Below are 23,275 nucleotides of genomic sequence, written 5' to 3' on the forward strand. Positions count from 1 at the left end.
ACATGCCTCCCGTCTTCGCCCACGGACGCCTGCGGCTGTATCTCCTGAAGCTGCTGGACGAGGCGCCGCGCCACGGCTACGAGGTGATCCGGCTGCTGGAGGAACGCTTCCAGGGCCTGTACGCCCCCTCGGCCGGCACCGTCTACCCCCGCCTGGCCAAGCTGGAGACCGAGGGCCTGGTCACCCACACCACCGAGGGCGGCCGCAAGGTGTACGCCATCACGGACGCGGGCCGCGCCGAACTGGCCGACCGCAGCGGCGAGCTGGCCGACCTGGAACTGGAGATCCGCGAATCGGTGGCGGAGCTGGCCGCCGAGATCCGGGCCGATGTACGCGGCGCGGCGGGCGACCTGCGCCGGGAGATGCGGGCGGCGGCCTCGGAGGCCCGCAAGGGAGGCGGCGAGCAGGCGCCCCTCGGCGACTTCGGGGAGTACGCCGACAACGAGTCCTGGCGCGCCGCGAAGGAGGAGATGCGGCGCGTCAAACAGGAGTGGAAGGAGCAGGCCCGTCGCGCGAAGGACGAGAGCCGGCGCGCCCGCGAGGAGGCCCAGCGCGCCCGCCGCCAGGCCAAGGACGCTCAGGAACATGCCCGCACCCAGGCCCAGGAGGAGTTGCAGCGCATCGCCAAGCGGGTCCAGGACCACGTCCAGGACCACTTCACCCGGGGCGACTGGCCGACGGGCGTACGGGAGGGGCTGACCGAACTGGCCAAGGAGTTCGGCGAGTTCGGGAAGGACTTCGGAAAGGAGTTCGGCAAGGACTTCGGCTTCGGGCGTACGGGGGCAGGGACCGGTGCGAGCGCGGGTACCGAGACCGGAGGCTCAGCGGATTCCGGCGCCGGGAGCAGGACCGGGGCCCGGACCGGCGTCGGGGAGCCCGAGTACTCCACGACCCCCGAGGAGTTCCCGGCCGACTACGAGCCCGCCTGGGTGCACGAGCCCCCCACGGGCGACCCGGCCCGTGACCTCGACCGCCTCCTGGACCGCTTCCGCGACGACATCCGCGACGCGGCCCGCGACCACGGCGTGACCGAGGACCAACTCCGCGACGCCCGCCACCATCTGTCGACAGCGGCGGCCCACATCGGCCTGGTCCTACGAGCACCGAAGGGATGAGCCAGGGAGGAGACACGGCAGGGGCAGGGGCAGGGGCGCAGCCCCGCCCCTGAGGGGCGCGGGGAACTGCGCGACAAGCCACAACGAACGGCCAGCCCGCAACGCACCCCGCCCCCACCCCAAACCCGAACCCACCCCAATCCCCAATCACCAATCACCAGTCACCAGTCACCAGCACCCGGTCACCAGCACCCAGTCACCCATTCACCCGGCCTTGGCCTCCCCCACCCCATAAAGAACCCGCTCCAACGCCTCGTACGTCACCCCATGGTCCGCGAGTACCTCGGCCGGGACCCCGGGGCGGGTGGTGAGGGCCAGAAGAAGGTGCTCGTCGCCGATGTGGCGATCCCGGTGCGCGTGGGCGACACGAAGGGCGCGGGTGAGGACATCCTTGGCGCCACGGGTGAAGGGCCGGTGCCCGGAGAGCCGCCCTCGACCACTCCGGGCGGCACCCTTCCCGCCCGGCTCCAACGCGCCCACCCCATGAGCCTCCTCGACACGGGAGACGATCTCCGAGAGGTCGATGCCGAGGCCCGAGAGGGCGTCCGCATCGGCCCGGGAGAGACCACCCCGCCGGCGGGCCTCACCGAGGGCCCGCCCCACGGAGTCCCGGCGATCACCCCCGGCCGGCCCCAGCGCGGCCAGGGCGAACGAGGCGCGGCTGGCCTCGCGGTCCAGCAGGGAGAGGAGGAGGTGCTCCTCGGTCACCTCCCTCGCATGGGCGCGCTCGGCATGGTCCACCGCTCCCAGAACCACCGCTCGGGCGTCTTTCGTGAACCGTTCGAACATCAATGCCTCCCGTACTTCTTGTGCACGGCCTGCCTGCTGACTCCGAGTTCCGCGGCGATCTCCTGCCACGACCAGCCCTGATTGCGCGCGCTGCGCACCTGCACCGACTCCAACTGCTCCAGCAGCCTCCGCAGCGCGGCGACGGCCCGCAGCCCGACCCGGGGGTCACGATCGCCCGCGCGCTCGGCGAGATCCGTTGCTTCGGTCATGACGTCAACTTAGGTTGACATGCCGGGCAATGTCAACCCCAGTTGACATGACGACGGCCGGCCCGATGCACAGAACCGGGCCGGCCGCACGTCTCAACGGATCGAAGGAGTCCCTCAGGGAACGAGCCCGTCAGGGACCGGTGAGCACGATCTTGCCGAACTGGTCGCCCGCCGCGAGGCGTTCGAAGCCCTCGCGGGCACGGTCCAGGGGCAGCACCTCGTCGATGACGGGGCGGACGCCGGTCACGGCGCAGAAGGAGAGGAGGTCCTCCAGCTCGTCCTTGGTGCCCATGGTGGAGCCGACCACCTTGAGTTCGAGGAAGAAGATGCGGGTCAGTTCGGCGTGGGAGGGGCGGTCACCGCTGGTGGCGCCCGAGATGACGAGGCTGCCGCCGGGGCGCAGCGACTTCACCGAGTGGGACCAGGTCGCGGCGCCGACGGTCTCGATGACCGCGTCGACGCGCTGCGGCAGCCGCGCCCCCGGCTCCAGCGCCTCCACCGCGCCCAGCTCCAGGGCCCGCTTGCGCTTGGCCTCGTCCCGGCTGGTGGCGAAGACCCGCAGTCCGGCCGCCTTGCCCAGCACGATCGCGGCGGTGGCGACACCGCCGCCGGCGCCCTGGACGAGGACGGAGTCACCGGGGCGTACGCCCGCGTTGGTGAAGAGCATGCGGTACGCCGTCAGCCAGGCGGTGGGCAGACAGGCGGCCTCTTCGAAGGAGAGTTCGGCGGGCTTGGGGAGCACGTTCCAGGTGGGGACGGAGACGAGTTCGGCGAAGGTGCCCTGATAGCGCTCGGTGAGGATCGAACGGGGTTCCTTGGGGCCGACACCGTGGCCGGTCTGGCCGATCACCGAGTGCAGGACGACCTCGTTGCCGTCCTCGTCGACGCCGGCCGCGTCACAGCCGAGGATCATGGGCAGCTTGTCCTCCGCGAGGCCGACGCCGCGCAGGGACCAGAGATCGTGGTGGTTCAGTGAGGCGGCCTTCACCTTGACGGTCGTCCAGCCGGGCCTCGTCTCCGGGGCCGGGCGGTCGCCCAACTCCAGTCCGTCGAGCGGTTGGTCACGGTCGATGCGGGCGGCATAGGCAGCGAACATGCGCCTGACCATAGGGCGACGCCGGGGCCGATGGAACCGAACCCCACTGTGACACGCGTCCCGTCGGCGCGTGACGACTCGGGCTGACGGGGTTCGTGGGCGGCCGCAGGTCCGTGGGACTTCTCGCGCAGTTCCCCGCGCCCCTGAAAAAGCAGGGGCTGCGCCCCATGCTTTTCCCCTGAGTGGCCGAAGGCCCTCAAGGGGCGCGGGGAACTGCGCGAGCAACCACAACACACCCGCACCCGCCAACGCACCGGACCCCCCGAGCTATAAGGCGGCGGGGGGTCGAAGGGGCACAGCCCCTGGGGATGGGAACGGGTAGGGGCGGCGGGGGCGAAGAACAACCCCACACCGCCCCGAACATCACCGCCGAGCCACACCCTCCGCCCGAGCCGCCGCAGCCACCGCCGCGGTAACGGCCGGAGCAACCCGCTCATCGAACGGCGACGGAATGACGTAATCCGCCGCAAGATCGTCCCCGACGACCGCCGCCAACGCCTCCGCCGCCGCGATCTTCATCCCCTCGGTGATCCGCGAGGCCCGCACCTGCAGCGCCCCCGCGAAGATCCCCGGGAAGGCGAGCACGTTGTTGATCTGGTTCGGGTAGTCGGACCGCCCGGTGGCGACGACGGCCGCGTACTTGTGGGCCACGTCCGGGTGCACCTCGGGATTGGGGTTGGCCATGGCGAACACGAACGCGTTCTCCGCCATCGAGGCCACCGCCGCCTCCGGGACCGTACCGCCGGAGACGCCGATGAAGACGTCCGCGCCGGCGAGGGCGTCCTCCAGGGAGCCCGAGAGCCCCGCCTTGTTGGTCAGCTCGGCGAGCTCCCGCTTGACGGGCGTGAGGTCCTCACGGTCCGCGGAGACGATGCCCTTGCGGTCGGTGACCGCGACATCGCCGAGACCGGCCTCCAGCAGCATCTTGGCGATGGCGACGCCCGCCGCGCCCGCGCCGGAGATCACGGCCCGCAGATCGCCCAGCCCACGGCCGGTCAGCTTCGCCGCGTTCCGCAGCGCCGCCAGCGTCACGACCGCCGTACCGTGCTGGTCGTCGTGGAAGACCGGGATGTCGAGGGCTTCCTGCAGCCGCTTCTCGATCTCGAAGCAGCGGGGCGCCGAGATGTCCTCCAGGTTCACGCCGCCGAAGGAGGGCGCGAGGCGGACGACGGTCTCGATGATCTCGTCGACGTCCGTGCAGGCGAGCGCGATCGGCACCGCGTCGACGCCGCCGAACTGCTTGAACAGGATCGCCTTGCCCTCCATCACGGGGAGGGAGGCCTCGGGGCCGATGTCGCCGAGGCCGAGGACCGCCGTACCGTCCGTCACGACGGCGACGACCGACGACTTCCAGGTGTAGTCGTTGACCAGGTCCGGCTGCTCGGCGATGGCGGTGCACACCCGCGCGACGCCGGGCGTGTACGCCAGGGAAAGGTCGTCCTTGTCACGAATCGGCACGGTGGCCTGCACGGCCATCTTGCCACCGCGGTGCAGCGCGAAGGCGGGGTCGAAGGCGTCGAGGGAATTGAGAGGCTCTCCGCCGCCCTCCTGGCCCGTACTGCCGTCGCCGCTGTCGGTGCGAGGATTGACAATCTCCGCTGCCACTTTGTGTACCCCTTAGGTCTTCATGGCTTGAGGGTGAGAACCGCTCCCGGTTCGGGAGCGGGCGGGCACCGCGTAAGTCCCGGGTCACCGATACGTACGGCGACGCCTGCGGGCTCAGACGCGACGGGCGCGCCGCACACGCGCCCTGGGCCCCGGATGAGGGGTGTAAGGAACCTTCTTACCGGACGGACGGCATCGACGACGAGTCCACGCGTCTTCATACCTCGAAGGTCACAACTCGAAGGTCATTTGAAGACGATCATGGTTGGTTCGACTCATCGACGGATGGCGGGACAAGTCGGATCACATCACGACAAGTCCTGTACGGCCACGTGCGCGGAGTTCGTGGCCGACCGCATCCTGAGATGCACCGAAGATCTTCCGGCCGGAAGAGGGGATTCCCGCACAAGATCCGGTGTGATCACCTGGTCCGCAGCGGTTCGTGGGTCATTCGGGGTTCGCCCGTTATCCGATTTTGACATGGCTGGTCATCTGAATGCACATGCCCGAATGGCAAGATGCCGTAATCACACGAGGTCGCCACACTCGAAGACGCGTGTTAATCGTCGACCTGTCGGCAACTCCACACCACCCCCGCCGGAGGAACCCACCATGACCGCAAGCACCACCTGTCGTACGACCGGCCTGCGTTCCCGTACAGCCGCGGTCGGAGCGATCGCGGTCGCGGGCGCCCTGCTGCTCACCGGCTGCGGTGACCAGACCAAGAAGAAGGAGAGCGGTTCGGAGACCGCCTCCACGAGCGCGGCCCCGCTGGCCGACAAGCTTCCCGCGGCCCTCCGGGACAAGGGCGTGGTGAACGTCGGTTCGGACATCGCGTACGCCCCCGTGGAGTACAAGGACTCCTCCGGCAAGGTCGTCGGCATCGACATCGACATCGCCAACGCGATGGGCAAGCAGCTCGGCGTGGACTTCAAGTTCCAGAACGCCACCTTCGACACCCTCATCGGTGGCCTGTCGGCCAAGCGCTACGACATCGCGATGTCGGCCATGACCGACACCAAGGACCGCCAGGAGGGCATCGACGCCGACACCGGCAAGAAGGTCGGCTCCGGCGTCGACTTCGTCGACTACTTCACCGCGGGTGTCTCGCTGTACACCAACAAGGGCGACGACCAGGGCATCAAGACCTGGGACGACCTCTGCGGCAAGACCATCGCGGTGCAGCGCAACACGTTCTCGCACGATCTCGCCAAGGACCAGGCGAAGAAGTGCAAGGACGACGGCGGCAAGGCGCTCAAGATCGAGGACTTCGCCACCAACCCCGAGGCCGAGACCCGGATGCGCTCCAAGGGCGCGGACGTCGTCTCCGCCGACTACCCGGTGGCCGCGTACTCCGTGAAGACCTCGGGAGGCGGCGACTACTTCGAGATCGTCGGCGACCAGGTCGAGGCGGGCCCGTACGGCATCGCCGTCGCCAAGGACAACGCCGAGCTGCGGGACGCGCTGCAGGCCGCCGTGCAGGCGATCATCGACAACGGCGAGTACGAGAAGATCATCAAGAAGTGGGGTGTCGAGGACGGCGCGATCACCGAGGCCAAGATCAACGGCGGCACCTGATCCGCTGCTGGTCCCGGCTCGGTTCTGTTCGTTCCTGAAAGGCTCCACCCGTGACTGTTGACGTCAGCAAGACGGACGGTCCCTCGGACACGCCCCCCGCCGGCCCGGAGGCCCTCAAGGCCATTCCGGTCCGGCACCCGGGGCGCTATGTGTCCGCGGCCATCGCGCTCGCTCTCCTCGGCTCCATCGTCTACGCGTTCGCGCAGGCGAAGAAGATCAACTGGGGCGCGATCCCCGACTACTTCTTCGACGACCGCATCATCGAGGGTGTCATGAACACCCTCCTGCTCACCGTGGTGTCCATGGTGATCGGCATCGTCGGCGGCATCCTGCTCGCCGTGATGCGGCTGTCGAAGAACCCCGTGACCTCGTCGGTCGCGTGGTTCTACATCTGGTTCTTCCGCGGCACCCCGGTCCTGGTCCAGCTCTTCGTCTGGTTCAACCTCGGCCTGGTCTTCGAGTACATCAACCTCGGACCGATCTACAAGGACTACTGGTCCTCGTTCATGACGCCGCTGCTGACGGCGCTGCTCGGCCTCGGTCTCAACGAGGCCGCGTACATGGCGGAGATCTGCCGCGCCGGTCTGCTGTCGGTCGACGACGGCCAGACCGAGGCGTCGCACGCGCTCGGCATGAGCCAGTCCAAGACGCTGCGCCGGATCGTGATCCCGCAGGCGATGCGCGTGATCGTGCCGCCGACGGGCAACGAGGTCATCAACATGCTGAAGACCACGTCGCTCGTGTCGACGGTGCAGTACGTGGATCTCCTCAAGGCGGCTCAGGACATCGGCCAGGGCGCGGGCGCGCCCGTGGAGATGCTGTTCCTCGCCGCCGCCTGGTACCTGATCCTGACCAGCATCTTCAGCGTCGGGCAGTACTACCTGGAGCGGCACTACGCGAAGGGGTCCTCCCGGTCCCTGCCGCCGACCCCGGTCCAGCGTCTGAAGACGGCCCTACTGCCCGTGCGCCGCCCGAAGGGAGTCTCGGCATGACCGCCATGGTGAAGGCCGAGGGCATCCACAAGTCCTTCGGCCCCGTCGAGGTCCTCAAGGGCATCGATCTTGAGGTGCAGACGGGCGAGGTGTTCTGCCTCATCGGCCCGTCAGGCTCCGGCAAGAGCACGTTCCTCAGGTGCATCAACCATCTTGAAAAGATCAACGCCGGCCGGCTGTACGTCGACGGCGAGCTGGTCGGCTACCGCCAGAAGGGCGACAAGCTGTACGAGCTCAAGGACAGCGAGGTCGCGCTGAAGCGCCGTGACATCGGCATGGTGTTCCAGCGCTTCAACCTGTTCCCGCACATGACGGCCGCGGAGAACGTGATGGAGGCGCCGGTCCAGGTCAAGGGCGTCAGCAGGGCCCAGGCACGCGAGCGCGCCCTCGCCCTCCTGGACAAGGTCGGCCTCGGCGACAAGGCGGGCAACTACCCGTCCCAGCTCTCCGGCGGCCAGCAGCAGCGGGTGGCCATCGCCCGGGCGCTGGCCATGGAGCCGAAGCTGATGCTCTTCGACGAGCCGACCTCGGCGCTCGACCCGGAGCTGGTCGGTGACGTCCTCGACGTCATGCGCGATCTGGCCGAATCCGGTATGACCATGATCGTCGTCACCCACGAGATGGGCTTCGCCCGCGAGGTCGGCGACAGCCTGGTCTTCATGGACGGCGGTGTGGTGGTCGAGTCCGGCAACCCCCGTGATGTGCTGACCAACCCGCAGGAGGAGCGGACCCAGTCCTTCCTCTCCAAGGTGCTCTGACGGTGCTCTGACCGGTACGCACGGGTGAGGGGCGGTACGGATTCCCGTACCGCCCCTTACTCGTGCACCGAAGCGCGGGTACCGGCGTTCGGGTACCGGCGTGTGTGCGGGCGGGCCTACTTCACCGCCAGCACCAGCGAGTCGGAGGGCGAGCACCACACCGCGCGGGCCTCGGCGAAGCCCTTCTCACGCAGGACGCGGGCGTGCCACTCGACGCTCTGGACGTCGCCCTCGGCGTGCTCCCCGTAGATCTCGAATCGGCGTGCCGTCGGCGCGGCGAGCACGGGGTCCTGGGCGGCGAGCTGCCACCATTCGGCCCAGTCGACGACGCCGTCCGCCTTGGCTTGTTCCATACCCGCGTGACGGTGCGCGCGCTCCGCGGCGTTGATCCGGGGCGTCGTCTCGTCGATCATGTGGTCCGCGTTCATGAAGACACCGCCGTCGCGGACCAGCTCCGCGACCTGACCGTAGAGAGCGGCGAGGGGTTCGCTGTGCAGCCAGTGCAGGGCTGTGGCCGTCAGGACGGCGTCGTACGAGTCGTACGGCAGCCGGGCCGTCCAGTCGGGGTCGGTGAGGTCGGCGGTGACGAAGGTGACCCGGTCGTCGCCCTCGAAGGTGCCCTCGGCGATGGTCAGGAGGGCGGGATCGAGGTCCACCCCGGTGCTGACGGCTTTCGGGAACCGCGCGAACAGTCTGGACGTGATGGAACCCGTACCGCAGGCGAGGTCGAGGACGCGGGGCTCGGGGCCGGCGAAGGCCTCCACCATGTCCAGCATCACCCGGAACCGCTCCTCACGGTCCGGCAGGTACCACTCCTGCTGCCGGTCCCAGCTCTCCTGCCAGGCATGCCAGTCGGTTCCGGCCGTGGTGGTCATGAGGTCCCCTTCCTCCGTGTACGCCGTCTTCCGCCTACCGCGTAATACCCTGTAAGCACGAGCAGCCATTACCTGACCCGCACCACGACAATAGAGCGCCCCCGTAAGGACTACAAGTGGAACTGGCCCATTACTCGGACTACGCCGTACGCCTCGTCAACACCGAGGAGCCGGCCCGGGGCAAGGACACGCTCACCTCGGTCGAGGCCGTCCGTGATCTCTTCGGGCCCAGCCGGCAGGCGGCCCGGCGGGCGACGGACGCCGATGTCACCCGGTTCCGGTCGGTGCGTGCCCGGCTGCGCTCGGTCTTCGAGGCGGCGGACGGCGGTGACGAGACCCTCGCCGTGGACCTGCTGAACTCACTGCTGCTGGAGTTCCCGGTGAACCCGCAGATCTCCGGACACGACTTCCGGGACGACGACGGCCGCCCGCTGTGGCACATGCACCTGGCGGACCACCCCTCCAACGCGACGGCGGGCTACGCGGCGATCGCGGCGATGGGCCTGGCCTTCCACCTCACCGAGTACGGCGTGGACCGGCTCGGCCTGTGCGAGGCGGCCCCGTGCCGCAACGCCTATCTCGACACCTCCACCAACCGCTCCCGGCGCTACTGCTCGGACCGCTGCGCGACCCGCGCCAACGTGGCCGCCTACCGGGCCCGCAAACGCCTGGAGGCGGACCGGTCGCCGAACACGGGCCGGGCCGCCGAGAGCGCCCAGCGGGCGAGCGCGAACGGCGAGCGCTGACCGTCCGGCCGGGGCCGGTACCGGAACCGCACCTTGCCGAGCACGAGTTCGTCGGGCACCACCCCGTAGTCGGTGCTGTCCCCACCCGCGTAGGCGTTGTCCCCGAGCACCCACCAGCCACCGTCGCGCCGCTCGGCGATCCGTTTCACGACGAGCAGGTCCTGCTGGAAGGGGTGCCGCAGCACCAGCACGTCACCGACCCCGAGGCGGGCGCCGTAGTGGACCAGCAGCTGGTCCCCGTGGCGCAGCGTCGGCACCATGGAGGGTCCCGTCACCTCGGCCACCCCGAAGGGCAGGAGGGCCCTCCCCCGCTCGCTCTCCTGCGACGGCTCCGGCATCACCCGGCACCTCCCCGGTCCGTTCCTCTCCGCTTCTCCACCAGTCCCAGTCTGACCCCGGACTTTTGTCCTAAGCCCATGGGGGCACTCGCGAAAAGCTCTCTCGTAGGGAGTAATGTCCCACCTGAGAAGACGATCACGAGGAAGGAATGCTCCATGCTTTCCCGCCTGTTTGCCCCCAAGGTCAAGGTCAGCGCGCACTGCGACCTGCCCTGCGGTGTGTACGACCCGGCCCAGGCCCGCATCGAGGCGGAGTCGGTGAAGGCCGTGCAGGACAAGATGGCCGCCAACGACGACCCTCACTTCCAGGCTCGCGCGACCGTCATCAAGGAGCAGCGCGCCGAGCTCGCCAAGCACCACGTCTCGGTGCTCTGGAGCGACTACTTCAAGCCCCCGCACTTCGAGAAGTACCCGGAGCTGCACCAGCTGGTCAACGACGCCCTCAAGGCCCTCTCGGCCGCCAAGGGCTCGACCGACCCGGCGACGGGCCAGAAGGCGCTCGACTACATCGCCCAGATCGACAAGATCTTCTGGGAGACCAAGAAGGCCTGACCCGGCCTCTCTCGCCCGCACCCGGTCCGCATACCACCGTCCAGTACGGCGGTGTGACGGGCCGGGTGCGGTCGTGTTCGGGGGTGGGAGACGCCGAACACGACCTCGGCCCTCAGCTCGGTCAGGACGGCACCACGACCGGCTGATCCCATCAACTCCGGGCGTGGCCGGGCCAGATGGCCGAGGCGTCGTCGCGGTCGGGGGCCGGGAGGCGGAGGGGGCGGACGGGGACGACGGTCCGGGTGTGGTCCCCGGTGACGGCTGTCCAGGGCACGGGCTGCCCGGAATAGCACAGGCTCGTCAGGACGAAGACACCGTCCGCGTAGACCTCGACGTACTCACCGACGGTCAGGATGCGCAGGGTGGCGGCCGGTTCGGGGAGGACTGTCTCGGCGAGGAGGGTGCCGGCGGGGCCGGAGATCCGGAGGTTCCGGCCGTCGCAGCCGACGGTGAGGGCGGGGCGGTCGGAGTCCGTGGTGGCGGTGCGGAGGGTGACTTCGACGGGGTCGGCGGAGAGCTCGATGTCGCCGACCGCGTGCAGGGTGGGGGCGGTGGTCCGGTCCCCCAGCCAGGCGTCCAGGCCCGGCCACCAGGCCAGGTGGGGGGCTGAATCCTCCCGTACGACCAGGGACTTGGGCTGGGCGAGCATGCCCCGGCAGTGGTCGCCGGTGTCGGTCAGACCGACTCGGCGGGGGGAGGTGTGCAGGACGACCCGGGAGCCGTCGGGGGCGGGGATCACGCGGGGGGCGTACGCCCCCGTGGGGCCGAGTTGCCCCCGCCGGGTCCAGGGGCCGCGCAGGCGCGGGGCCGTCCACGCCTCGAAGCCCCGGGTCGCGCCGATGGAGCCGAGAAGGAGCCAGGTGCCGTCGTCGAGGCGTTCCAGGACCGGGCATTCGAGTTCGTCGACGTCGCCGGGCGAGATCAGCGGCGGGTGGACCGTCCAGTTCTCCAGGTCGGGGGAGGTGGCCAGGGCCACACAGCCGCTGACCTCCACGGGGAGGGAGGCGTCGCTCGCGCAGATCACCATCGCCCAGCCGCCGTCGTCACCGCTACCGCCCCCGTCAGCGCCGCCGTCGCCGCTACCGCCCCCCTCAGCGCCGCCCTCGTCGTCACGTACGACGAACGGGTCGCGCCAGCCCATGCGGTCGGCTGTGCGGTACCAGCGGGGGTCCGCCTCGACGACGGGTGCCGTGCCGTGGCGCCGCCACCCCGTGCCGTCCGTGCGGTCGGCGTACGCGAGGCCCACGGACTGGAGCGGCCAGCCCTCCGGCGTCAGTCCGCTCACGCCCGTGTAGAACATCGCCATTCCGGTGCCGTGACGGAACGGATGCATCGTCCACACCGCCTGCTGGTCGAAACGGCCGGGCAGACCGTTGCCGAAGGCGGTGCCCTCGGGCCGCCAGTCGACCAGGTCGGCGGAGGTGGCCCGGCCGTAGGAGGTCTCCATCCGCAGATGGTCGAACTCGGCGGTCCAGGGGCCCTGGAGATGCAGCACGGTGTACGTGCCGTTGTCGTCGCGGAGCAGGGCGAAGTCGTTCACGCAGAGGCCGGGCGGGGCGTATCGCATGCGCAGCAGTCCTGTCGCTCACAGCGCCCAAACGCGTGCGCTGACCAAGGGTCCGGAAGATCTCACTTGAGAATCAGCGCAAGTAAAACTGAACGCAAACGCTTGCGCAACAGAGGAGGCGGGTCTACGGTCACGTCACTCCACGGATCACACCGACGTGAAACCGGCGCGGTACCCGGACCATGACCGGCCGCCCACGCAATGGCTTCGCGACGGTGCGGTACCCCTCCGTACCCACGCCCTACCGACGGGAGAAGTCGCCGTGACGGTCAGCATCACCGATGTCGCCACCGCCGCCGGTGTCTCGGCATCCACCGTGTCCCGCGCGCTGCGCGGCCGGCCGGGCGTCTCGGACGAGGTGCGCGCCCAGATCACGGCCGTCGCCGCACGGCTCGGCTATACGGCGTCCCGCTCGGCGTCCAGCCTGGCCAGCGGGCGGACCTACACGATCGGGGTCGTCGCCCCGTACATCGGCCGCTGGTTCTTCGGCACTGTGCTGGACGCCGCCGAGCAGGTGTTCAGCGCGGCCGGGTACGACGTGCTGCTGTACAACCTGGGTTCGCCCGAGGCACGCAAGCGTTTCTTCACCAAGCTGCCGGTGCGCAAGCGGGTCGACGCGGTGCTGTCGCTGCTCATACCGGACGAGGACGAGTCCGCCGCCCTGCGCTCGCTCGGGGTGCCGCTGGCCTCCACGGTCGGGGGCCCCCGGCCCGGCTTCACGGTGGTCGGCATCGACGACCGGGCGGGCGCGGAGAGCGCCGTACGGCATCTGGTGAACCTCGGCCACCGCCGGATCGGCACGATCGCCGGGGCCAGCGGCCCGCTGCACTGGACCACCCCCGTCGACCGTCGCGCCGCCTATCTGCACGTCCTCGCCGAGGCCGGGATCGAACACGACCCGGCGCTGGTGGTGGACGGCGACTACACCGTCGACGGCGGTGAGCGGGCGATGACCGAACTGCTGGCCGCGTCCCGGCCGCCGACCGCCGTGTTCGCCCAGTCCGACGAGATGGCGATGGGCGCGCTGCGCGCGCTCAGACGGCATCGGCTCCGGGTGCCGGACGACGTGTCCGTGGTCGGCTTCGACGACCACGAACTCGCCGACGTGGTCGGGCTGACCACCGTCGCCCAGCCGGTCGCCGGGCAGGGCGCGGAGGCCGCGCGGCTGCTGCTGCGGCGGCTGGACGAGCCGGACGGCGACCAGCCCGGCCATGTGCAGATGCCCATCCGACTCGTCCTGCGCGAGACGACGGCCCCGCCGCGCCCGCGCGGACCCCAGTGACCGCCCGCACACTCCTGCGCACTCCTGCACACTCCGACCTACGGGACCCAAGTCCCCGTCCGCGCACCGCTCTTGACCGGCGCGCCCCGACGCCGGAAGGCCCCGCACTTCACACCCGCTCCCGCTCCCGATCGATCTCGATCAACTTCACTCGATCTTGATTGAATTCGCCTGATTCGGCTCGATTCCGCTTGATTTCAGCGCGATTCCGCTCGATTCCGCACGATTCCGCACGATTCCGCCGCACGGAGGCACACACCATGAGCCCGATCTCCAGCTCGACCAGCAGAAGGTTCCGCCGCACGGCCCGTGCGGGACTGGCCCTGGCCCTCCCCCTGGCGGCGCTGGCCGCCTGCGGTGGGGGCGGGGGTGCCGGCGGCGACACGTCCGCCGAGGCCGGCAGCGGTGAGGGGACGATCAGCGTCTGGGCCCACCAGGGCCAGAAGGCCGAGTCGGAGGCGCTGCAGAGCGCGGTGAAGGCCTTCAACTCCCCTCAGGACAAGGTCAAGGTCGAGCTGAAGCTCATACCCGAGACCGACTACACCAAGACGATCACCGCCACGGACGCCGACAAGCTGCCGGACGTACTGGAGTTCGACGGCCCGACCATGGCGAACTTCGTCTACACCAAGAAGCTCGCCCCCATCGACGGCCATGTCTCCGCCAAGACCCTCGACAACGCCACCGACGCGAGCAAGGCGCAGGGCGAGATCGACGGCAAGCACTACGGCCTGGGCATGTTCGACTCCGGGCTCGGCATGTACGGCAGCAAGAAGCTGCTGGACGCGGCCGGCGTGAAGTACCCGAAGGGCGTGGACGACGCCTGGACGGCGGACGAGTTCGACGCGGCGCTCAAGGCTCTGAAGGCGAAGGACTCCGACGGCAAGGTCGTCGACCTCCAGGAGGGCAGCGGCTACGCCAACGAGTGGGGCACCTACGGCTTCGCCCCGATCGTCTGGTCGGCCGGGGGCTCCCTGCTCAAGGACGGCAAGGCGGAAGGGGCCCTCGACACCCCGGCCGTGGTGTCGGCGATGAAGACCTTCCAGTCCTGGAAGACGTACACCGACGCCAACACCGACGGCAACGCCTTCGCCAAGGGCCGCGTCGCCCTGAGCTGGGTCGGGCACTGGATGTACCCCGCCTACAGCGAGGCGCTCGGCGACGACCTGGTCGTCCTGCCGCTGCCCGACTTCGGCGACGGCCCGAAGACCGGCCAGGGTTCATGGGCCTGGGGCGTCGGCGCCAACTCCAAGAACGCCAAGGCGGCGGGTACGTTCCTGGACTTCCTCCTCAACGACGCCAACGTGGGCGCGATGACGAAGGCCAACGGCGCCCCGCCCGCCACCAAGTCCGCGCTCGCCGCCAGCGAGCTGTACAAGCAGGGCGGCCCGCTCCAGCTCTTCGCGGACCAGCTCGCCAAGCCCTGTGGTGACAGCGACATCAGCAAGTCGTGCGTCGCCGTCACCCGCCCGGTGACCGCCGGATACCCCGTGGTGACCGCGAAGTTCAGCGAGGCCGTCAACTCGGTCTACGGCGGCGCCGACCCGAAGGACGCCCTGGCCAAGGCCGCCCGCGCCATCGACCGGGACTTCTCGGACAACGCGGGTTACGCCATCCCGTAGCCGACGTCCCGCCCGTCCCAGCCGACGTGACGCCCGTCCGTAGCCGATGGCCCGCCTCCATAGCCGATGGCCCGCCCGTCCGCGGGCGACGTCCCGTCCCGTCCGTAGCCAACTGTCGACAGTCGACGTCCCGTCGTCGAACCTCCCGTCGGACCCATCGGCGGGGGCGGGCGCGCACACCGTGGCCGCCCGCCCCCGCCGGGAAGAGGACCCACCCGTGACAACCGTGGAACCCGCGCCCGCCGCGGCCTCTGGCCGGGAGCCGGCCCCACCCCTCGCCGCAACGGCGCGTCCGTCCCGCAGGAACCGCGAGTGGCTGCACGGACTGCTGATGTCCGCGCCCGCCGTCGCCGGACTCGTCGCCTTCGTCGGCATCCCGTTCTGCTACGCCGTGGTGCTCTCCTTCTACAACGTGCGCCTCGGCTCCCCGCTGGAGCCCACCTTCTTCGGGATCGAGCAGTACCGGCGGCTCTTCACCGACCCCGACCTGTCCGGCCCGTTCCTGCGGGCACTGCTCAACAACCTGACCTTCGCCGTGGTCGTCGTCCCCCTCCAGACGGGCCTCGCGCTCGGCCTGGCGATCCTGCTCAACCGCAAGCTGAAGGCGATCGGCCTGTTCCGGTCACTCTTCTTCATGCCGGTCGTCTTCCCGATGGCCCTGGTCGCCGTGATCTGGCGGCTGATCCTCGCCCGCAGCGACCAGGGCATGCTCAACTCGGCGCTGGACGCGGTGAGTCTCGGCAACTGGGGTGCGTTCGACTGGCTCGGCGACGGGCTGACCGCGATGGCCTCGATCATCGTGCTGTCGGTGTGGCAGGGCGTCGGCTTCCAGATGGTGATCCTGCTCGCCGGCCTCCAGCAGATACCGGGCGAGCTCTACGAGGCCGCCGAACTCGACCGGGCGTCCCGCTGGCAGCAGTTCCGGCACGTCACCCTGCCCGGCATCCGCGGCACCCTCGTCTTCGTCGCGCTGCTGACGTCGGTGCTGTCGTTCCGGGTCTTCGACCAGGTGTACGTGCTGGTCAAGGGCGGCGGGCTCGACGAGGACGCCGCCCGCACGGTGATGTACCAGGCCGTGACCACCGCCTTCGACCAGAACAACATCGGCCAGGCCTCCGCGATCACCGTCGTCTTCTTCCTGATCGTCGTCGTCCTGACCCTGATCCAGCGCCGCGTCGTCCGGCCCGACAACGAGGACTGAGCATGAGTACGACCACGAGTACGAGCATGAGTACGACCACGGGCACCGGCGCGGCCGGTGGCGGCCTCTCGCGCGGCTCGCTGCGCCGCGCTCTCGACTACGCCGTCCTCTCCGTCCTGGCGTTCGTCTTCACTCTGCCCGTCCTCTACCTCCTCCTCGGCAGCCTCAAGCCGTCCGACGAGGTCCTGAACGGCCTGTCCGGTTTCCTCCCCACCCATCTGTCCTTCGACAACTACGCCGCCGTCCTGGACAGCCTGAACTCCGACAGCACGGGCTACTTCTGGCAGTTCATGGGCGTCTCGCTGCTGGTGGCGTTCGTGGTGGTGACCGGCGGCCTGTTCGTCAACTCGATGGCGGCGTACGGCCTTTCGCGGCTGAAGTGGCGGGGCAGGGAGGCCGTGTTCACCCTCGTCCTGCTGCTGATGCTGGTCCCGTTCGAGTCGGTGGCCGTGCCGCTGTTCTACATGTTCAACGACCAGCGGAACACGCTCTTCATCCAGGCGCTCCCCTTCGTCGCCAACGCGTTCTCGGTCTACCAGTTCCACACGTTCTTCCGCTCGATCCCGCCGAGCATCGAGGAGGCGGCCCGGCTGGACGGCGCGGGCCCCTGGCGCACCTTCTTCGCGATCATCGTTCCGATGTCGAAGCCGGCGTTCGCGTCGGTCGCGATCCTGACCTTCCTCACCCAGTGGGGTTCGTTCCTGTGGCCGGTGCTGATGGTCTCCGACCCGTCGGTACGGCCGCTGCCGCTGGAGATGAGCGTCTTCCAGGGCCAGCAGCCCCCGGACTGGGGCCAGATCCTCGCCTTCGGCGTCCTCCTCGTCCTCCCGGTACTGATCGTCTTCGCCTTCTTCCAGCGGTGGTTCGTCCAGGGGGTGGCCAGCTCGGCGGTGAAGGGGTGACCGGGCGTGGGTCTCCCCGTGGTCCGTTGTCAGTGGTCGGTGCGATGCTGTGGGCATGAACCGGGACGATCTGGTGCGGCTGCGGCGGGCGCGGGACCGCATGGACCGCGAGTACGCCGAGCCGCTGGACGTGACAGCCCTGGCCCGCACCGCGCTGATGTCGCCCGGCCACTTCCAGCGCACCTTCCGCGCGGCCTTCGGCGAGACGCCGTACGGCTATCTCATGACCCGCCGGATAGAGCGCGCCAAGGCGTTGCTGCGCCGGGGCGACCTGTCGGTGACCGAGGTGTGCGTCGCCGTGGGGTGTACGTCGCTGGGCTCCTTCAGCTCCCGCTTCACGGAGCTGGTCGGTGAGACGCCGAGCGCGTACCGGGCGCGCTCGCACGAGGAGAGCGCGGCGATCCCCGCGTGCGTGGCGAAGCGGCTGACCCGGCCGGCCCGGCATCGCATACGCACGGCGGAACCGGGCGAGCGTCCTGCGGAACCGAGTGAGGCGTCCTAGCGTGAGGGCATGGCTACGAACGATCCGAACACCACGCGCGCTTCGAGCAGGCTTCCGATATCGGATGTGAAGCTGGCCCAGTGCTTCCTCGCCGTGGACGACCACGACAAGGCGCTCGCCTTCTACCGCGACGTACTGGGCATGGAGGTCCGCGGTGACGTGGGCTTCGAGGGCATGCGCTGGGTCACCGTGGGCTCCCCTCTCCAGCCGGACGTCGAGATCGTCCTGGAACCCCCCGCCGCCGACCCCGACATCTCCCCCGCCGACCGCGAGACCATCGCCACGCTCCTCGCCAAGGGCGTCCTGCGCGGGGTCAACTTCACCACCACCGACTGCGACGCCCTCTACGCCCGCGTCGAGGCCTCGGGCGCCGATGTCCTCCAGGAACCCACGGACCAGCCCTACGGCGTCCGCGACTGCGCCTTCCGCGACCCTGCGGGCAACATGCTGCGCTTCATGCAGCGCCGGGGGGAGAGCGACGCGGGGTGACTGGTGGGGCAGCGGGCGGCGGGGCAGTAAGTCGGCGCGGCAGCGGGGCGGCGCGGCAGCGGGTCGGCGGGGGCGGCGAAAACCTCGTTGCGTGGAGCCGGGGGTCGGGAGAACGTACGAGGCGTTCGGCCGTGAGGGGCGGACGACCGTACGAGAGGGAGCGGCGCTGTGGGCGGAGTGGGCGGGAACGGCAGCGGTGGGGACGCGGGGCCGGGCGGGGCGATTCGGTGGACGTACGCCTTCGTCGACCGACCGATGGCCGGGTTCGAGCGGGCGTGTGCCTTCTGGACGGCGGTCACGGCGACCGAGCTGTCCGAACCGAGGGGCGACCTGGGCGAGTTCGTGACCCTGCTGCCCGAGACGGGCGACGCGTGTGTGAAGGCGCAGGGTGTCCTGTCCGGCGCCGGCGGTGCTCACCTGGACTTCGCCGTCGAGGACATCCCCGCGTTCGTGGACCGGGCGGTCAGGCTCGGCGCCGAGGTGGTCGCCCCGCACGACGGCTGGGCGGTGCTGCGCTCACCCGCCGGTCAGCTCTTCTGCGCGGTGCCCTGGCACGGGGAATCCGTGCGGCCACCGGTGGTCGACGGGAGCCGGCTGGACCAGGTGTGCCTGGACGTGGCGCCGGCCGCGTTCGAGGACGAGGTCGCGTTCTGGGCGGCACTGTCGGGCTGGGACTCCCATCCGGGCTCCCTCCCGGAGTTCCACGTACTGCGCCCCCCGACCGGCCTCCCTGTCCGCATCCTCCTCCAGCGCCTCGACACCCCCCGCCCCACCTCCGCCCACCTCGACCTGGCCTGCACCGACATCGCCACCACCCGCACCCACCACGAATCCCTCGGCGCCACCGTCGTGTCCCACCACCCCCACTGGACGGTGATGCGCGACCCGACGGGCGGCACGTACTGCCTGACAGGCCGAGCCCCGGAAACAGGCGGCCTCCCCTCGACAACGAGCTGACACCCCCAACCCACGACGCCCCGATCCCGACGGCACAGCAGCATCCAGGTGCCGCCCCCTGAGCCCCGACGACCACTGGGACGGTGCCCTGCACCCCGGGTGGCGGCGGCCCGGGGGATCCGCAGCGAAGCCCCAAGGGAACCCGGCGAGCACGGAACCCGGGCACGGACGCGCGGGCACGGGGTCGAAGGGGCGGAGCCGAAGGGGCGGGGTCGAAGGGGCGGAGCCCCTGGGGATGGGAAGGGTAAGGGCGGCGGGGGCGAAACCAGCAGGCCCAGCCCCTACCCCCGTCACCCGAGCCGCCCGCCCGCCCGCCCCAGCAGCTCAGATGTCCCCCGCCCCATCCAACACCGGCCGAATGACCACCGGGTACTCCGTGAGCCCCTCGGGGCCGGGGCACCGGGCGACGCGGGCCGCGATCTCCGTGACCCGGTCCAGGCTCGCGCAGTCCAGCAGCCAGTAGCCGGCGAGCAGTTCCTCGGTCTCCGGGTACGGCGCGTCCGTGATCACCGGCTTGCCGTCGGCGTCGGCGGTGACGAACCGGGTCCGCGCCGGCTCGGCCAGCCCCTGCCCGTCGATCATCTCCCCGGTCTCGGCGAGGTCGTCGTTGATGGAGCCCATGTGGGCGTACATGGCCTGCAGTTGCTCCCGCGTCCAGGCCGGGGAGTGCTCGGACGCGTTGCCGCGCATGCCCTCGTAGTCCGCCTGGGTGCCCAGGACCATCATCAGGTACTTCATGAGTCCGCTCCTTCGTCCGTCCTCCTCGGTTCGAACCACCCGCGGCGGGCGGCTCTCACCGGAGACGTCAGAGCCGTCCCACACCTCTCGACACACCCGCGCGACGCCCCGAGTTCTCTCCGAAGCCACGACTCCACGAACCCACCTGCCCGGTGAGCAAGGCCCGTCAGACGTTCCCCGCGCTCTTCTCCTCAGTCGTCCCCTCGGTCATCCCCTCGGCCTTCACCTCGGGCCGCGCGCCGGCCTCCGCCACCTGCACGTCATGACCACCATGCGTGCCATGACTCCCGTGCGTCCGCCGGGCCACCGCCCGGGGTTTCTCCGCGGCGGCCGGTTCGGCCTCGACGGCCTCGTCGACGTATGCCGCACACTCGTGATTCCTGCACGGACCCGGACTCCATACGGGTACCCACGCGCCCAGCGTCTTGTGCCGCCGTACGACCGTGGCCACAGGCTGTCCGCAGACCGGGCAGACTCGCTCGTCAATGCCCATGCCTTCAGGGTATGACCGACGGGGCCGGGCCGCTCCCCGCCGTACAGGGGCAATCGGCGACACCGCTCACCGCTTCCTGCTGTACGTCCGCACCACCACCCCGTTGTCGAAGCCCCGCACCTCGTCGAGCGTGAACTCGGAGAGGGCGAAGCCGGAGCCGAACATCGGCATGCCGGTGCCCAGCACGATCGGGTACGTCTTGATGAACAGCTCGTCGATCTCGTCGATCAACTCGCCCGCGAGGGCCGAGCCGCCGCAGAGGTAGATGTCGAGTCCGCCGTCCTCCGCCTTGAGCTCGCGGACCCTGCCGACCAGGTCGTCCGAGATGATCTCGACATGCGGGTCGGGCGACTCCTTCAGCGTGCGCGAGGCGACGTACTCGCGCAGATGGGCGTAGGGGCTGGTGATGCCCTCCCGCAGCGCCACGTCGTAGCTGGCGCGGCCCTGGATGATCGTGTCGTACTCCTTGTTCGGCAGACCGTCGGTGCCGATGAGACGACGCACATGGCTCGGGTTGGTGTCCGGGTGCTCCGCGTTGAGGTATTCGGCGAAGTCGCCCACCACGAAGGGGTACATGAACGACGCGTCGCCGTCCTGGTCCCCGATGAAGCCGTCGATCGAACAAGCGACGAAGTACGTGAGCTTGCGCAAACCGGTCTCTTTTCCTTGTCCGACAGGTGATCGCCCATGCGACCACCGCTCAACCACGTCAGTTATAGTACTTCAGATGTAGTGGTTGCAAGGCATTACTCATTGCTTCAGACACTGGACAAGGAGCCCGGATGGTCAGGAACCCGGAGCGCAGGGCCGCTCTGCTGGACGCGGCGGTGGAGGTGCTGGCGCGGGAGGGCGCGCGCGGACTGACGTTCCGGGCGGTGGACGCCGAGGCCGGGGTGCCGGTGGGCACCGCGTCGAACTACTTCGCCGACCGTGACGCCCTGCTCCACCAGATCGACGCGCGGCTGAAGGAACGACTGACCCCTGACCCGGCCGTGGTCGAGGAGCTGCTCGCGTCCCCGAAGGACCGGACCCTGGTCATGGCCTTCATGCGCGACCTGCTGTCCCGCGTCACCGGCGACCGCACCGGCTATCTCGCCCACCTCGAACTGCGCCTGGAAGCCACCCGCCGCCCGGCCCTGCACGCCTCGTACACCGAGTCGGTGCGCGGCGAGCTGGAGTTCGGGATGCGCTTCCACCGCGAGGCGGGTCTCCCCGGCGGCGACGAGACGGTCATGGTCCTCTACCTGGCCATGCAGGGCCTCCTCCTCGAACACCTCACCCTGCCGGAGGTCCTGAACGACGCCCTCCCCGGTGTCACCACCCCCGAGACCCTGATGGAGCGCATCGTGAAAACGATCGTCCCGGCCCACTGACTCCAGCGCGGGTCCCGCCCAGCAGGGGCGCGAGGAACTGCGCGATCAATCACTCACGACCCGCACCCGCCCACGAACACCGGCACCCCCGAGCTCTCAGGCGCAGGGGGGCGAAGGGGCACAGCCCCTGGGGACGGGAACGGGTAGGGGCGGCGGGGGCGAAACCCGGCGGGCCCCGCACACCGTGGGGATGTGCGGGACCCACCGACCATCCGAAGGCACCGGCCCCGCGCAGGGTCAGGTCGGCACGGCGCCACCACCTCCGGAGCATCAACCACCGCCAGGCCTCGCCTCAGCTGCTGCGCCGCGTCACGAACTCGGCCAGCGCCAGAAGCCCACCGGCCGACTCCGGATCCGGAACCGCGCGGGCGAGCTCGTGCATGGCCCGGGCCATACGGTCGGCGGCCTGGACCTGCGCCCAGTCGCGCCCACCGGCCCGCTCCACCACGAGCGCCGTACGCTCCAGATCGCCCTCCGCGTACGGCAGCCCGTACAGCTCGGCGAGTTCGGCGGCCTCCGGGGTGCCGGAGGCGAGCGCGGCGACCACGGGGAGGGACTTCTTGCGGACCATGAGATCCGCCCCGGCCGGCTTGCCGGTACGGCTGGGGTCCCCCCAGATGCCGATCACGTCGTCGATGAGCTGGAAGGCGAGCCCGGCCTCCCGTCCGAACGCGTCCAGAGCCTCGACGTCCTCGTCACCTGCGCCCGCGTACAACGCCCCCACCGCACAGGCGCAGCCGAGCAGCGCGCCCGTCTTCGCCTCGGCCATCGCGAGCACCTCGTCGAGAGTGACCTCCTCGGGCCTGCGGCCCTCCAGCTCGGTGTCCGTGTGCTGGCCCTCGCACAGCTCGACGACACAGGCCGCGAGCCGTGCGGAGGCCGCGGCCGACGCCGGATGCGGGTCCTCGGCGAGCAGTCGCTGAGCGAGGGCCTGCATGGCGTCCCCGGCGAGGATCGCGTCGGGGATTCCGAACACGGTCCACGCGGTGGCCCGGTGTCTGCGGGTGATGTCCCGGTCCATCACGTCGTCGTGGAGCAGCGTGAAGTTGTGCACCAGCTCCACCGCGGCGGCGGCCCGGACGGCGACGGACTCCCGCCCGCCGAGCGCGGCTACGGCGGCCAGGACCAGCGCCGGGCGTATCGCCTTGCCCGCGTTGCCCGCGGCCGGGGCGCCGTCCGCGTCCTCCCAGCCGAAGTGGTAGCGGGCGACCCGGCGCATCGAACCGGGTAACGACTCGACGGCCCGGCGCAGTTCGGGATCGACGGACACCCGGGCCTGCTCCAGGATCCCCGCGGCCTCCTGCCCGTCGAACACACTCGCCCCACCCGCCCGGCCGGCCCAACCCTGATCACCGACAGGAAACCCGCCCCTCACCGGCTCCCCGTCCCCCTTCGGCCCCACCGCTCCCCCCGGATCCCCCGCTCCCAGCGGCCCCGAGGCCTCCCCCACAGGCCTCCGCCGCTCCGGGATCTCGCCGCTCGGCGCGCCCCCGCTG

25 protein-coding genes are annotated in these 23,275 nt (G+C 70.2%); 14 read left to right on the forward strand and 11 right to left on the reverse strand.

Annotated features, from left to right (window positions below; translation table 11 throughout):
• The first annotated feature begins 2 nt into the window (after positions 1 to 2).
• Positions 3 to 1,115 carry a PadR family transcriptional regulator gene (locus ABT147_RS10645; protein WP_351404127.1) on the forward strand — a complete coding sequence of 371 codons (1,113 nt, stop codon included), beginning with the start codon at positions 3 to 5 and terminating at the stop codon, positions 1,113 to 1,115.
• A 204-nt stretch (positions 1,116 to 1,319) separates the two neighbouring features.
• Here the strand turns inward: ABT147_RS10645 and ABT147_RS10650 are convergent, their stop codons facing one another.
• The 4 genes from ABT147_RS10650 to ABT147_RS10665 all read right to left on the reverse strand — a co-directional run bounded on the left by ABT147_RS10650 (position 1,320) and on the right by ABT147_RS10665 (position 4,814).
• Positions 1,320 to 1,904 (reverse strand): Clp protease N-terminal domain-containing protein, encoded by a 585-nt coding sequence (locus ABT147_RS10650; RefSeq protein ID WP_351404129.1) that lies wholly within the window; start codon positions 1,902 to 1,904, stop codon positions 1,320 to 1,322.
• On the reverse strand, positions 1,904 to 2,113 hold the full coding sequence (locus ABT147_RS10655; protein ID WP_007384656.1) for a helix-turn-helix domain-containing protein: 210 nt from the start codon (positions 2,111 to 2,113) through the stop codon (positions 1,904 to 1,906). Before ABT147_RS10655 ends, ABT147_RS10650 begins: the two co-directional genes overlap by 1 nt.
• Before the next feature lie 130 nt (positions 2,114 to 2,243).
• A complete protein-coding gene (locus ABT147_RS10660) occupies positions 2,244 to 3,209 on the reverse strand; it encodes a zinc-binding dehydrogenase (RefSeq protein WP_351404131.1) in 966 nt (321 codons plus the stop codon).
• 363 nt (positions 3,210 to 3,572) lie between these two features.
• Complete coding sequence (locus ABT147_RS10665; RefSeq protein WP_351404133.1) at positions 3,573 to 4,814, reverse strand: NAD(P)-dependent malic enzyme; 1,242 nt, start codon at positions 4,812 to 4,814, stop codon at positions 3,573 to 3,575.
• A 612-nt stretch (positions 4,815 to 5,426) separates the two neighbouring features.
• On the opposite strand from ABT147_RS10665, the gene ABT147_RS10670 reads away from it, so the two are divergent.
• From ABT147_RS10670 to ABT147_RS10680, 3 genes are read left to right on the forward strand one after another with little or no spacing between them, the layout of a single operon-like run.
• Positions 5,427 to 6,392 (forward strand): ABC transporter substrate-binding protein, encoded by a 966-nt coding sequence (locus ABT147_RS10670; RefSeq protein ID WP_351404135.1) that lies wholly within the window; start codon positions 5,427 to 5,429, stop codon positions 6,390 to 6,392.
• A gap of 50 nt (positions 6,393 to 6,442) precedes the next feature.
• Entirely contained in the window at positions 6,443 to 7,384 is a 942-nt protein-coding gene (locus tag ABT147_RS10675; RefSeq protein WP_351404137.1) for an amino acid ABC transporter permease, read from the forward strand.
• Positions 7,381 to 8,142, forward strand: a complete 762-nt coding sequence (locus ABT147_RS10680; RefSeq protein ID WP_351404139.1) for an amino acid ABC transporter ATP-binding protein — start codon at positions 7,381 to 7,383, stop codon at positions 8,140 to 8,142. Before ABT147_RS10675 ends, ABT147_RS10680 begins: the two co-directional genes overlap by 4 nt.
• Positions 8,143 to 8,258: 116 nt before the next feature.
• On the opposite strand, the gene ABT147_RS10685 is transcribed toward ABT147_RS10680, so the two are convergent.
• On the reverse strand, positions 8,259 to 9,017 hold the full coding sequence (locus tag ABT147_RS10685; RefSeq protein ID WP_351404141.1) for a class I SAM-dependent methyltransferase: 759 nt from the start codon (positions 9,015 to 9,017) through the stop codon (positions 8,259 to 8,261).
• Positions 9,018 to 9,133: 116 nt separating this feature from the next.
• On the opposite strand from ABT147_RS10685, the gene ABT147_RS10690 reads away from it, so the two are divergent.
• On the forward strand, positions 9,134 to 9,763 hold the full coding sequence (locus tag ABT147_RS10690) for a CGNR zinc finger domain-containing protein (protein WP_351404143.1): 630 nt from the start codon (positions 9,134 to 9,136) through the stop codon (positions 9,761 to 9,763).
• On the opposite strand, the gene sodX is transcribed toward ABT147_RS10690, so the two are convergent.
• Entirely contained in the window at positions 9,667 to 10,101 is a 435-nt protein-coding gene (gene sodX / locus ABT147_RS10695; RefSeq protein ID WP_351404145.1) for a nickel-type superoxide dismutase maturation protease, read from the reverse strand. The genes ABT147_RS10690 and sodX overlap by 97 nt on opposite strands.
• Before the next feature lie 156 nt (positions 10,102 to 10,257).
• On the opposite strand from sodX, the gene sodN reads away from it, so the two are divergent.
• The gene (sodN, locus tag ABT147_RS10700; protein ID WP_351404147.1) at positions 10,258 to 10,653 is read left to right on the forward strand and encodes a superoxide dismutase, Ni; all 396 of its coding nucleotides are present in this window, start codon (positions 10,258 to 10,260) and stop codon (positions 10,651 to 10,653) included.
• 151 nt (positions 10,654 to 10,804) lie between these two features.
• Here sodN and ABT147_RS10705 read toward each other — a convergent pair whose 3' ends face one another.
• On the reverse strand, positions 10,805 to 12,220 hold the full coding sequence (locus tag ABT147_RS10705) for a glycoside hydrolase family protein (protein ID WP_351404149.1): 1,416 nt from the start codon (positions 12,218 to 12,220) through the stop codon (positions 10,805 to 10,807).
• Positions 12,221 to 12,482: 262 nt separating this feature from the next.
• On the opposite strand from ABT147_RS10705, the gene ABT147_RS10710 reads away from it, so the two are divergent.
• The 7 genes from ABT147_RS10710 (at position 12,483) to ABT147_RS10740 (ending at position 19,175) form a co-directional block, all read left to right on the forward strand.
• A complete protein-coding gene (locus ABT147_RS10710; protein ID WP_351404151.1) occupies positions 12,483 to 13,502 on the forward strand; it encodes a LacI family DNA-binding transcriptional regulator in 1,020 nt (339 codons plus the stop codon).
• 260 nt (positions 13,503 to 13,762) lie between these two features.
• Positions 13,763 to 15,124: an ABC transporter substrate-binding protein gene (locus ABT147_RS10715; protein ID WP_351404153.1), complete on the forward strand. Its 1,362-nt coding sequence runs from the start codon at positions 13,763 to 13,765 to the stop codon at positions 15,122 to 15,124.
• Positions 15,125 to 15,341: 217 nt separating this feature from the next.
• On the forward strand, positions 15,342 to 16,325 hold the full coding sequence (locus tag ABT147_RS10720) for a carbohydrate ABC transporter permease (protein ID WP_351404155.1): 984 nt from the start codon (positions 15,342 to 15,344) through the stop codon (positions 16,323 to 16,325).
• Between the two features lie 2 nt (positions 16,326 to 16,327).
• Positions 16,328 to 17,227, forward strand: coding sequence for a carbohydrate ABC transporter permease (locus ABT147_RS10725; RefSeq protein WP_351404157.1), 900 nt, complete (start codon positions 16,328 to 16,330; stop codon positions 17,225 to 17,227).
• Positions 17,228 to 17,282: 55 nt separating this feature from the next.
• Positions 17,283 to 17,729: a helix-turn-helix transcriptional regulator gene (locus ABT147_RS10730; protein ID WP_351404159.1), complete on the forward strand. Its 447-nt coding sequence runs from the start codon at positions 17,283 to 17,285 to the stop codon at positions 17,727 to 17,729.
• Positions 17,730 to 17,738: 9 nt separating this feature from the next.
• Entirely contained in the window at positions 17,739 to 18,218 is a 480-nt protein-coding gene (locus ABT147_RS10735; protein ID WP_351404161.1) for a VOC family protein, read from the forward strand.
• A 168-nt stretch (positions 18,219 to 18,386) separates the two neighbouring features.
• Positions 18,387 to 19,175 carry a VOC family protein gene (locus tag ABT147_RS10740; protein ID WP_351404163.1) on the forward strand — a complete coding sequence of 263 codons (789 nt, stop codon included), beginning with the start codon at positions 18,387 to 18,389 and terminating at the stop codon, positions 19,173 to 19,175.
• Positions 19,176 to 19,499: 324 nt separating this feature from the next.
• Here the strand turns inward: ABT147_RS10740 and ABT147_RS10745 are convergent, their stop codons facing one another.
• The 3 genes from ABT147_RS10745 to ABT147_RS10755 form a co-directional block, all read right to left on the reverse strand.
• Positions 19,500 to 19,913, reverse strand: a complete 414-nt coding sequence (locus ABT147_RS10745) for a YciI family protein (protein WP_351404165.1) — start codon at positions 19,911 to 19,913, stop codon at positions 19,500 to 19,502.
• Positions 19,914 to 20,079: 166 nt separating this feature from the next.
• Positions 20,080 to 20,406: a hypothetical protein gene (locus ABT147_RS10750; protein WP_351404167.1), complete on the reverse strand. Its 327-nt coding sequence runs from the start codon at positions 20,404 to 20,406 to the stop codon at positions 20,080 to 20,082.
• A gap of 66 nt (positions 20,407 to 20,472) precedes the next feature.
• Positions 20,473 to 21,057 (reverse strand): dihydrofolate reductase family protein, encoded by a 585-nt coding sequence (locus tag ABT147_RS10755; protein WP_351404169.1) that lies wholly within the window; start codon positions 21,055 to 21,057, stop codon positions 20,473 to 20,475.
• Between the two features lie 131 nt (positions 21,058 to 21,188).
• On the opposite strand from ABT147_RS10755, the gene ABT147_RS10760 reads away from it, so the two are divergent.
• Complete coding sequence (locus ABT147_RS10760) at positions 21,189 to 21,779, forward strand: TetR/AcrR family transcriptional regulator (protein WP_351404171.1); 591 nt, start codon at positions 21,189 to 21,191, stop codon at positions 21,777 to 21,779.
• A 292-nt stretch (positions 21,780 to 22,071) separates the two neighbouring features.
• Here ABT147_RS10760 and ABT147_RS10765 read toward each other — a convergent pair whose 3' ends face one another.
• Complete coding sequence (locus tag ABT147_RS10765; RefSeq protein ID WP_502983074.1) at positions 22,072 to 23,250, reverse strand: family 2 encapsulin nanocompartment cargo protein polyprenyl transferase; 1,179 nt, start codon at positions 23,248 to 23,250, stop codon at positions 22,072 to 22,074.
• Positions 23,251 to 23,275: the final 25 nt, after the last annotated feature.

Origin of the sequence: Streptomyces sp. NPDC001868 (genome assembly GCF_040297125.1) — a bacterium.
Taxonomy (GTDB): domain Bacteria; phylum Actinomycetota; class Actinomycetes; order Streptomycetales; family Streptomycetaceae; genus Streptomyces.

Excerpts from the sequence above, each read along its gene's own strand:
- ABT147_RS10645 (WP_351404127.1), top strand. The coding sequence starts at position 3 with ATGCCTCCCGTCTTCGCCCACGGACGCCTGCGGCTGTATCTCCTGAAG.
- ABT147_RS10715 (WP_351404153.1), top strand. The coding sequence starts at position 13,763 with ATGAGCCCGATCTCCAGCTCGACCAGCAGAAGGTTCCGCCGCACGGCC.
- ABT147_RS10735 (WP_351404161.1), top strand. The coding sequence starts at position 17,739 with ATGGCTACGAACGATCCGAACACCACGCGCGCTTCGAGCAGGCTTCCG.
- ABT147_RS10670 (WP_351404135.1), top strand. The coding sequence starts at position 5,427 with ATGACCGCAAGCACCACCTGTCGTACGACCGGCCTGCGTTCCCGTACA.
- ABT147_RS10650 (WP_351404129.1), bottom strand. The coding sequence starts at position 1,904 with ATGTTCGAACGGTTCACGAAAGACGCCCGAGCGGTGGTTCTGGGAGCG.
- ABT147_RS10680 (WP_351404139.1), top strand. The coding sequence starts at position 7,381 with ATGACCGCCATGGTGAAGGCCGAGGGCATCCACAAGTCCTTCGGCCCC.
- ABT147_RS10705 (WP_351404149.1), bottom strand. The coding sequence starts at position 12,220 with ATGCGATACGCCCCGCCCGGCCTCTGCGTGAACGACTTCGCCCTGCTC.
- sodN (WP_351404147.1), top strand. The coding sequence starts at position 10,258 with ATGCTTTCCCGCCTGTTTGCCCCCAAGGTCAAGGTCAGCGCGCACTGC.
- ABT147_RS10655 (WP_007384656.1), bottom strand. The coding sequence starts at position 2,113 with ATGACCGAAGCAACGGATCTCGCCGAGCGCGCGGGCGATCGTGACCCC.
- ABT147_RS10730 (WP_351404159.1), top strand. The coding sequence starts at position 17,283 with ATGAACCGGGACGATCTGGTGCGGCTGCGGCGGGCGCGGGACCGCATG.
- sodX (WP_351404145.1), bottom strand. The coding sequence starts at position 10,101 with ATGCCGGAGCCGTCGCAGGAGAGCGAGCGGGGGAGGGCCCTCCTGCCC.
- ABT147_RS10660 (WP_351404131.1), bottom strand. The coding sequence starts at position 3,209 with ATGTTCGCTGCCTATGCCGCCCGCATCGACCGTGACCAACCGCTCGAC.
- ABT147_RS10685 (WP_351404141.1), bottom strand. The coding sequence starts at position 9,017 with ATGACCACCACGGCCGGAACCGACTGGCATGCCTGGCAGGAGAGCTGG.
- ABT147_RS10725 (WP_351404157.1), top strand. The coding sequence starts at position 16,328 with ATGAGTACGACCACGAGTACGAGCATGAGTACGACCACGGGCACCGGC.
- ABT147_RS10760 (WP_351404171.1), top strand. The coding sequence starts at position 21,189 with ATGGTCAGGAACCCGGAGCGCAGGGCCGCTCTGCTGGACGCGGCGGTG.
- ABT147_RS10750 (WP_351404167.1), bottom strand. The coding sequence starts at position 20,406 with ATGGGCATTGACGAGCGAGTCTGCCCGGTCTGCGGACAGCCTGTGGCC.
- ABT147_RS10745 (WP_351404165.1), bottom strand. The coding sequence starts at position 19,913 with ATGAAGTACCTGATGATGGTCCTGGGCACCCAGGCGGACTACGAGGGC.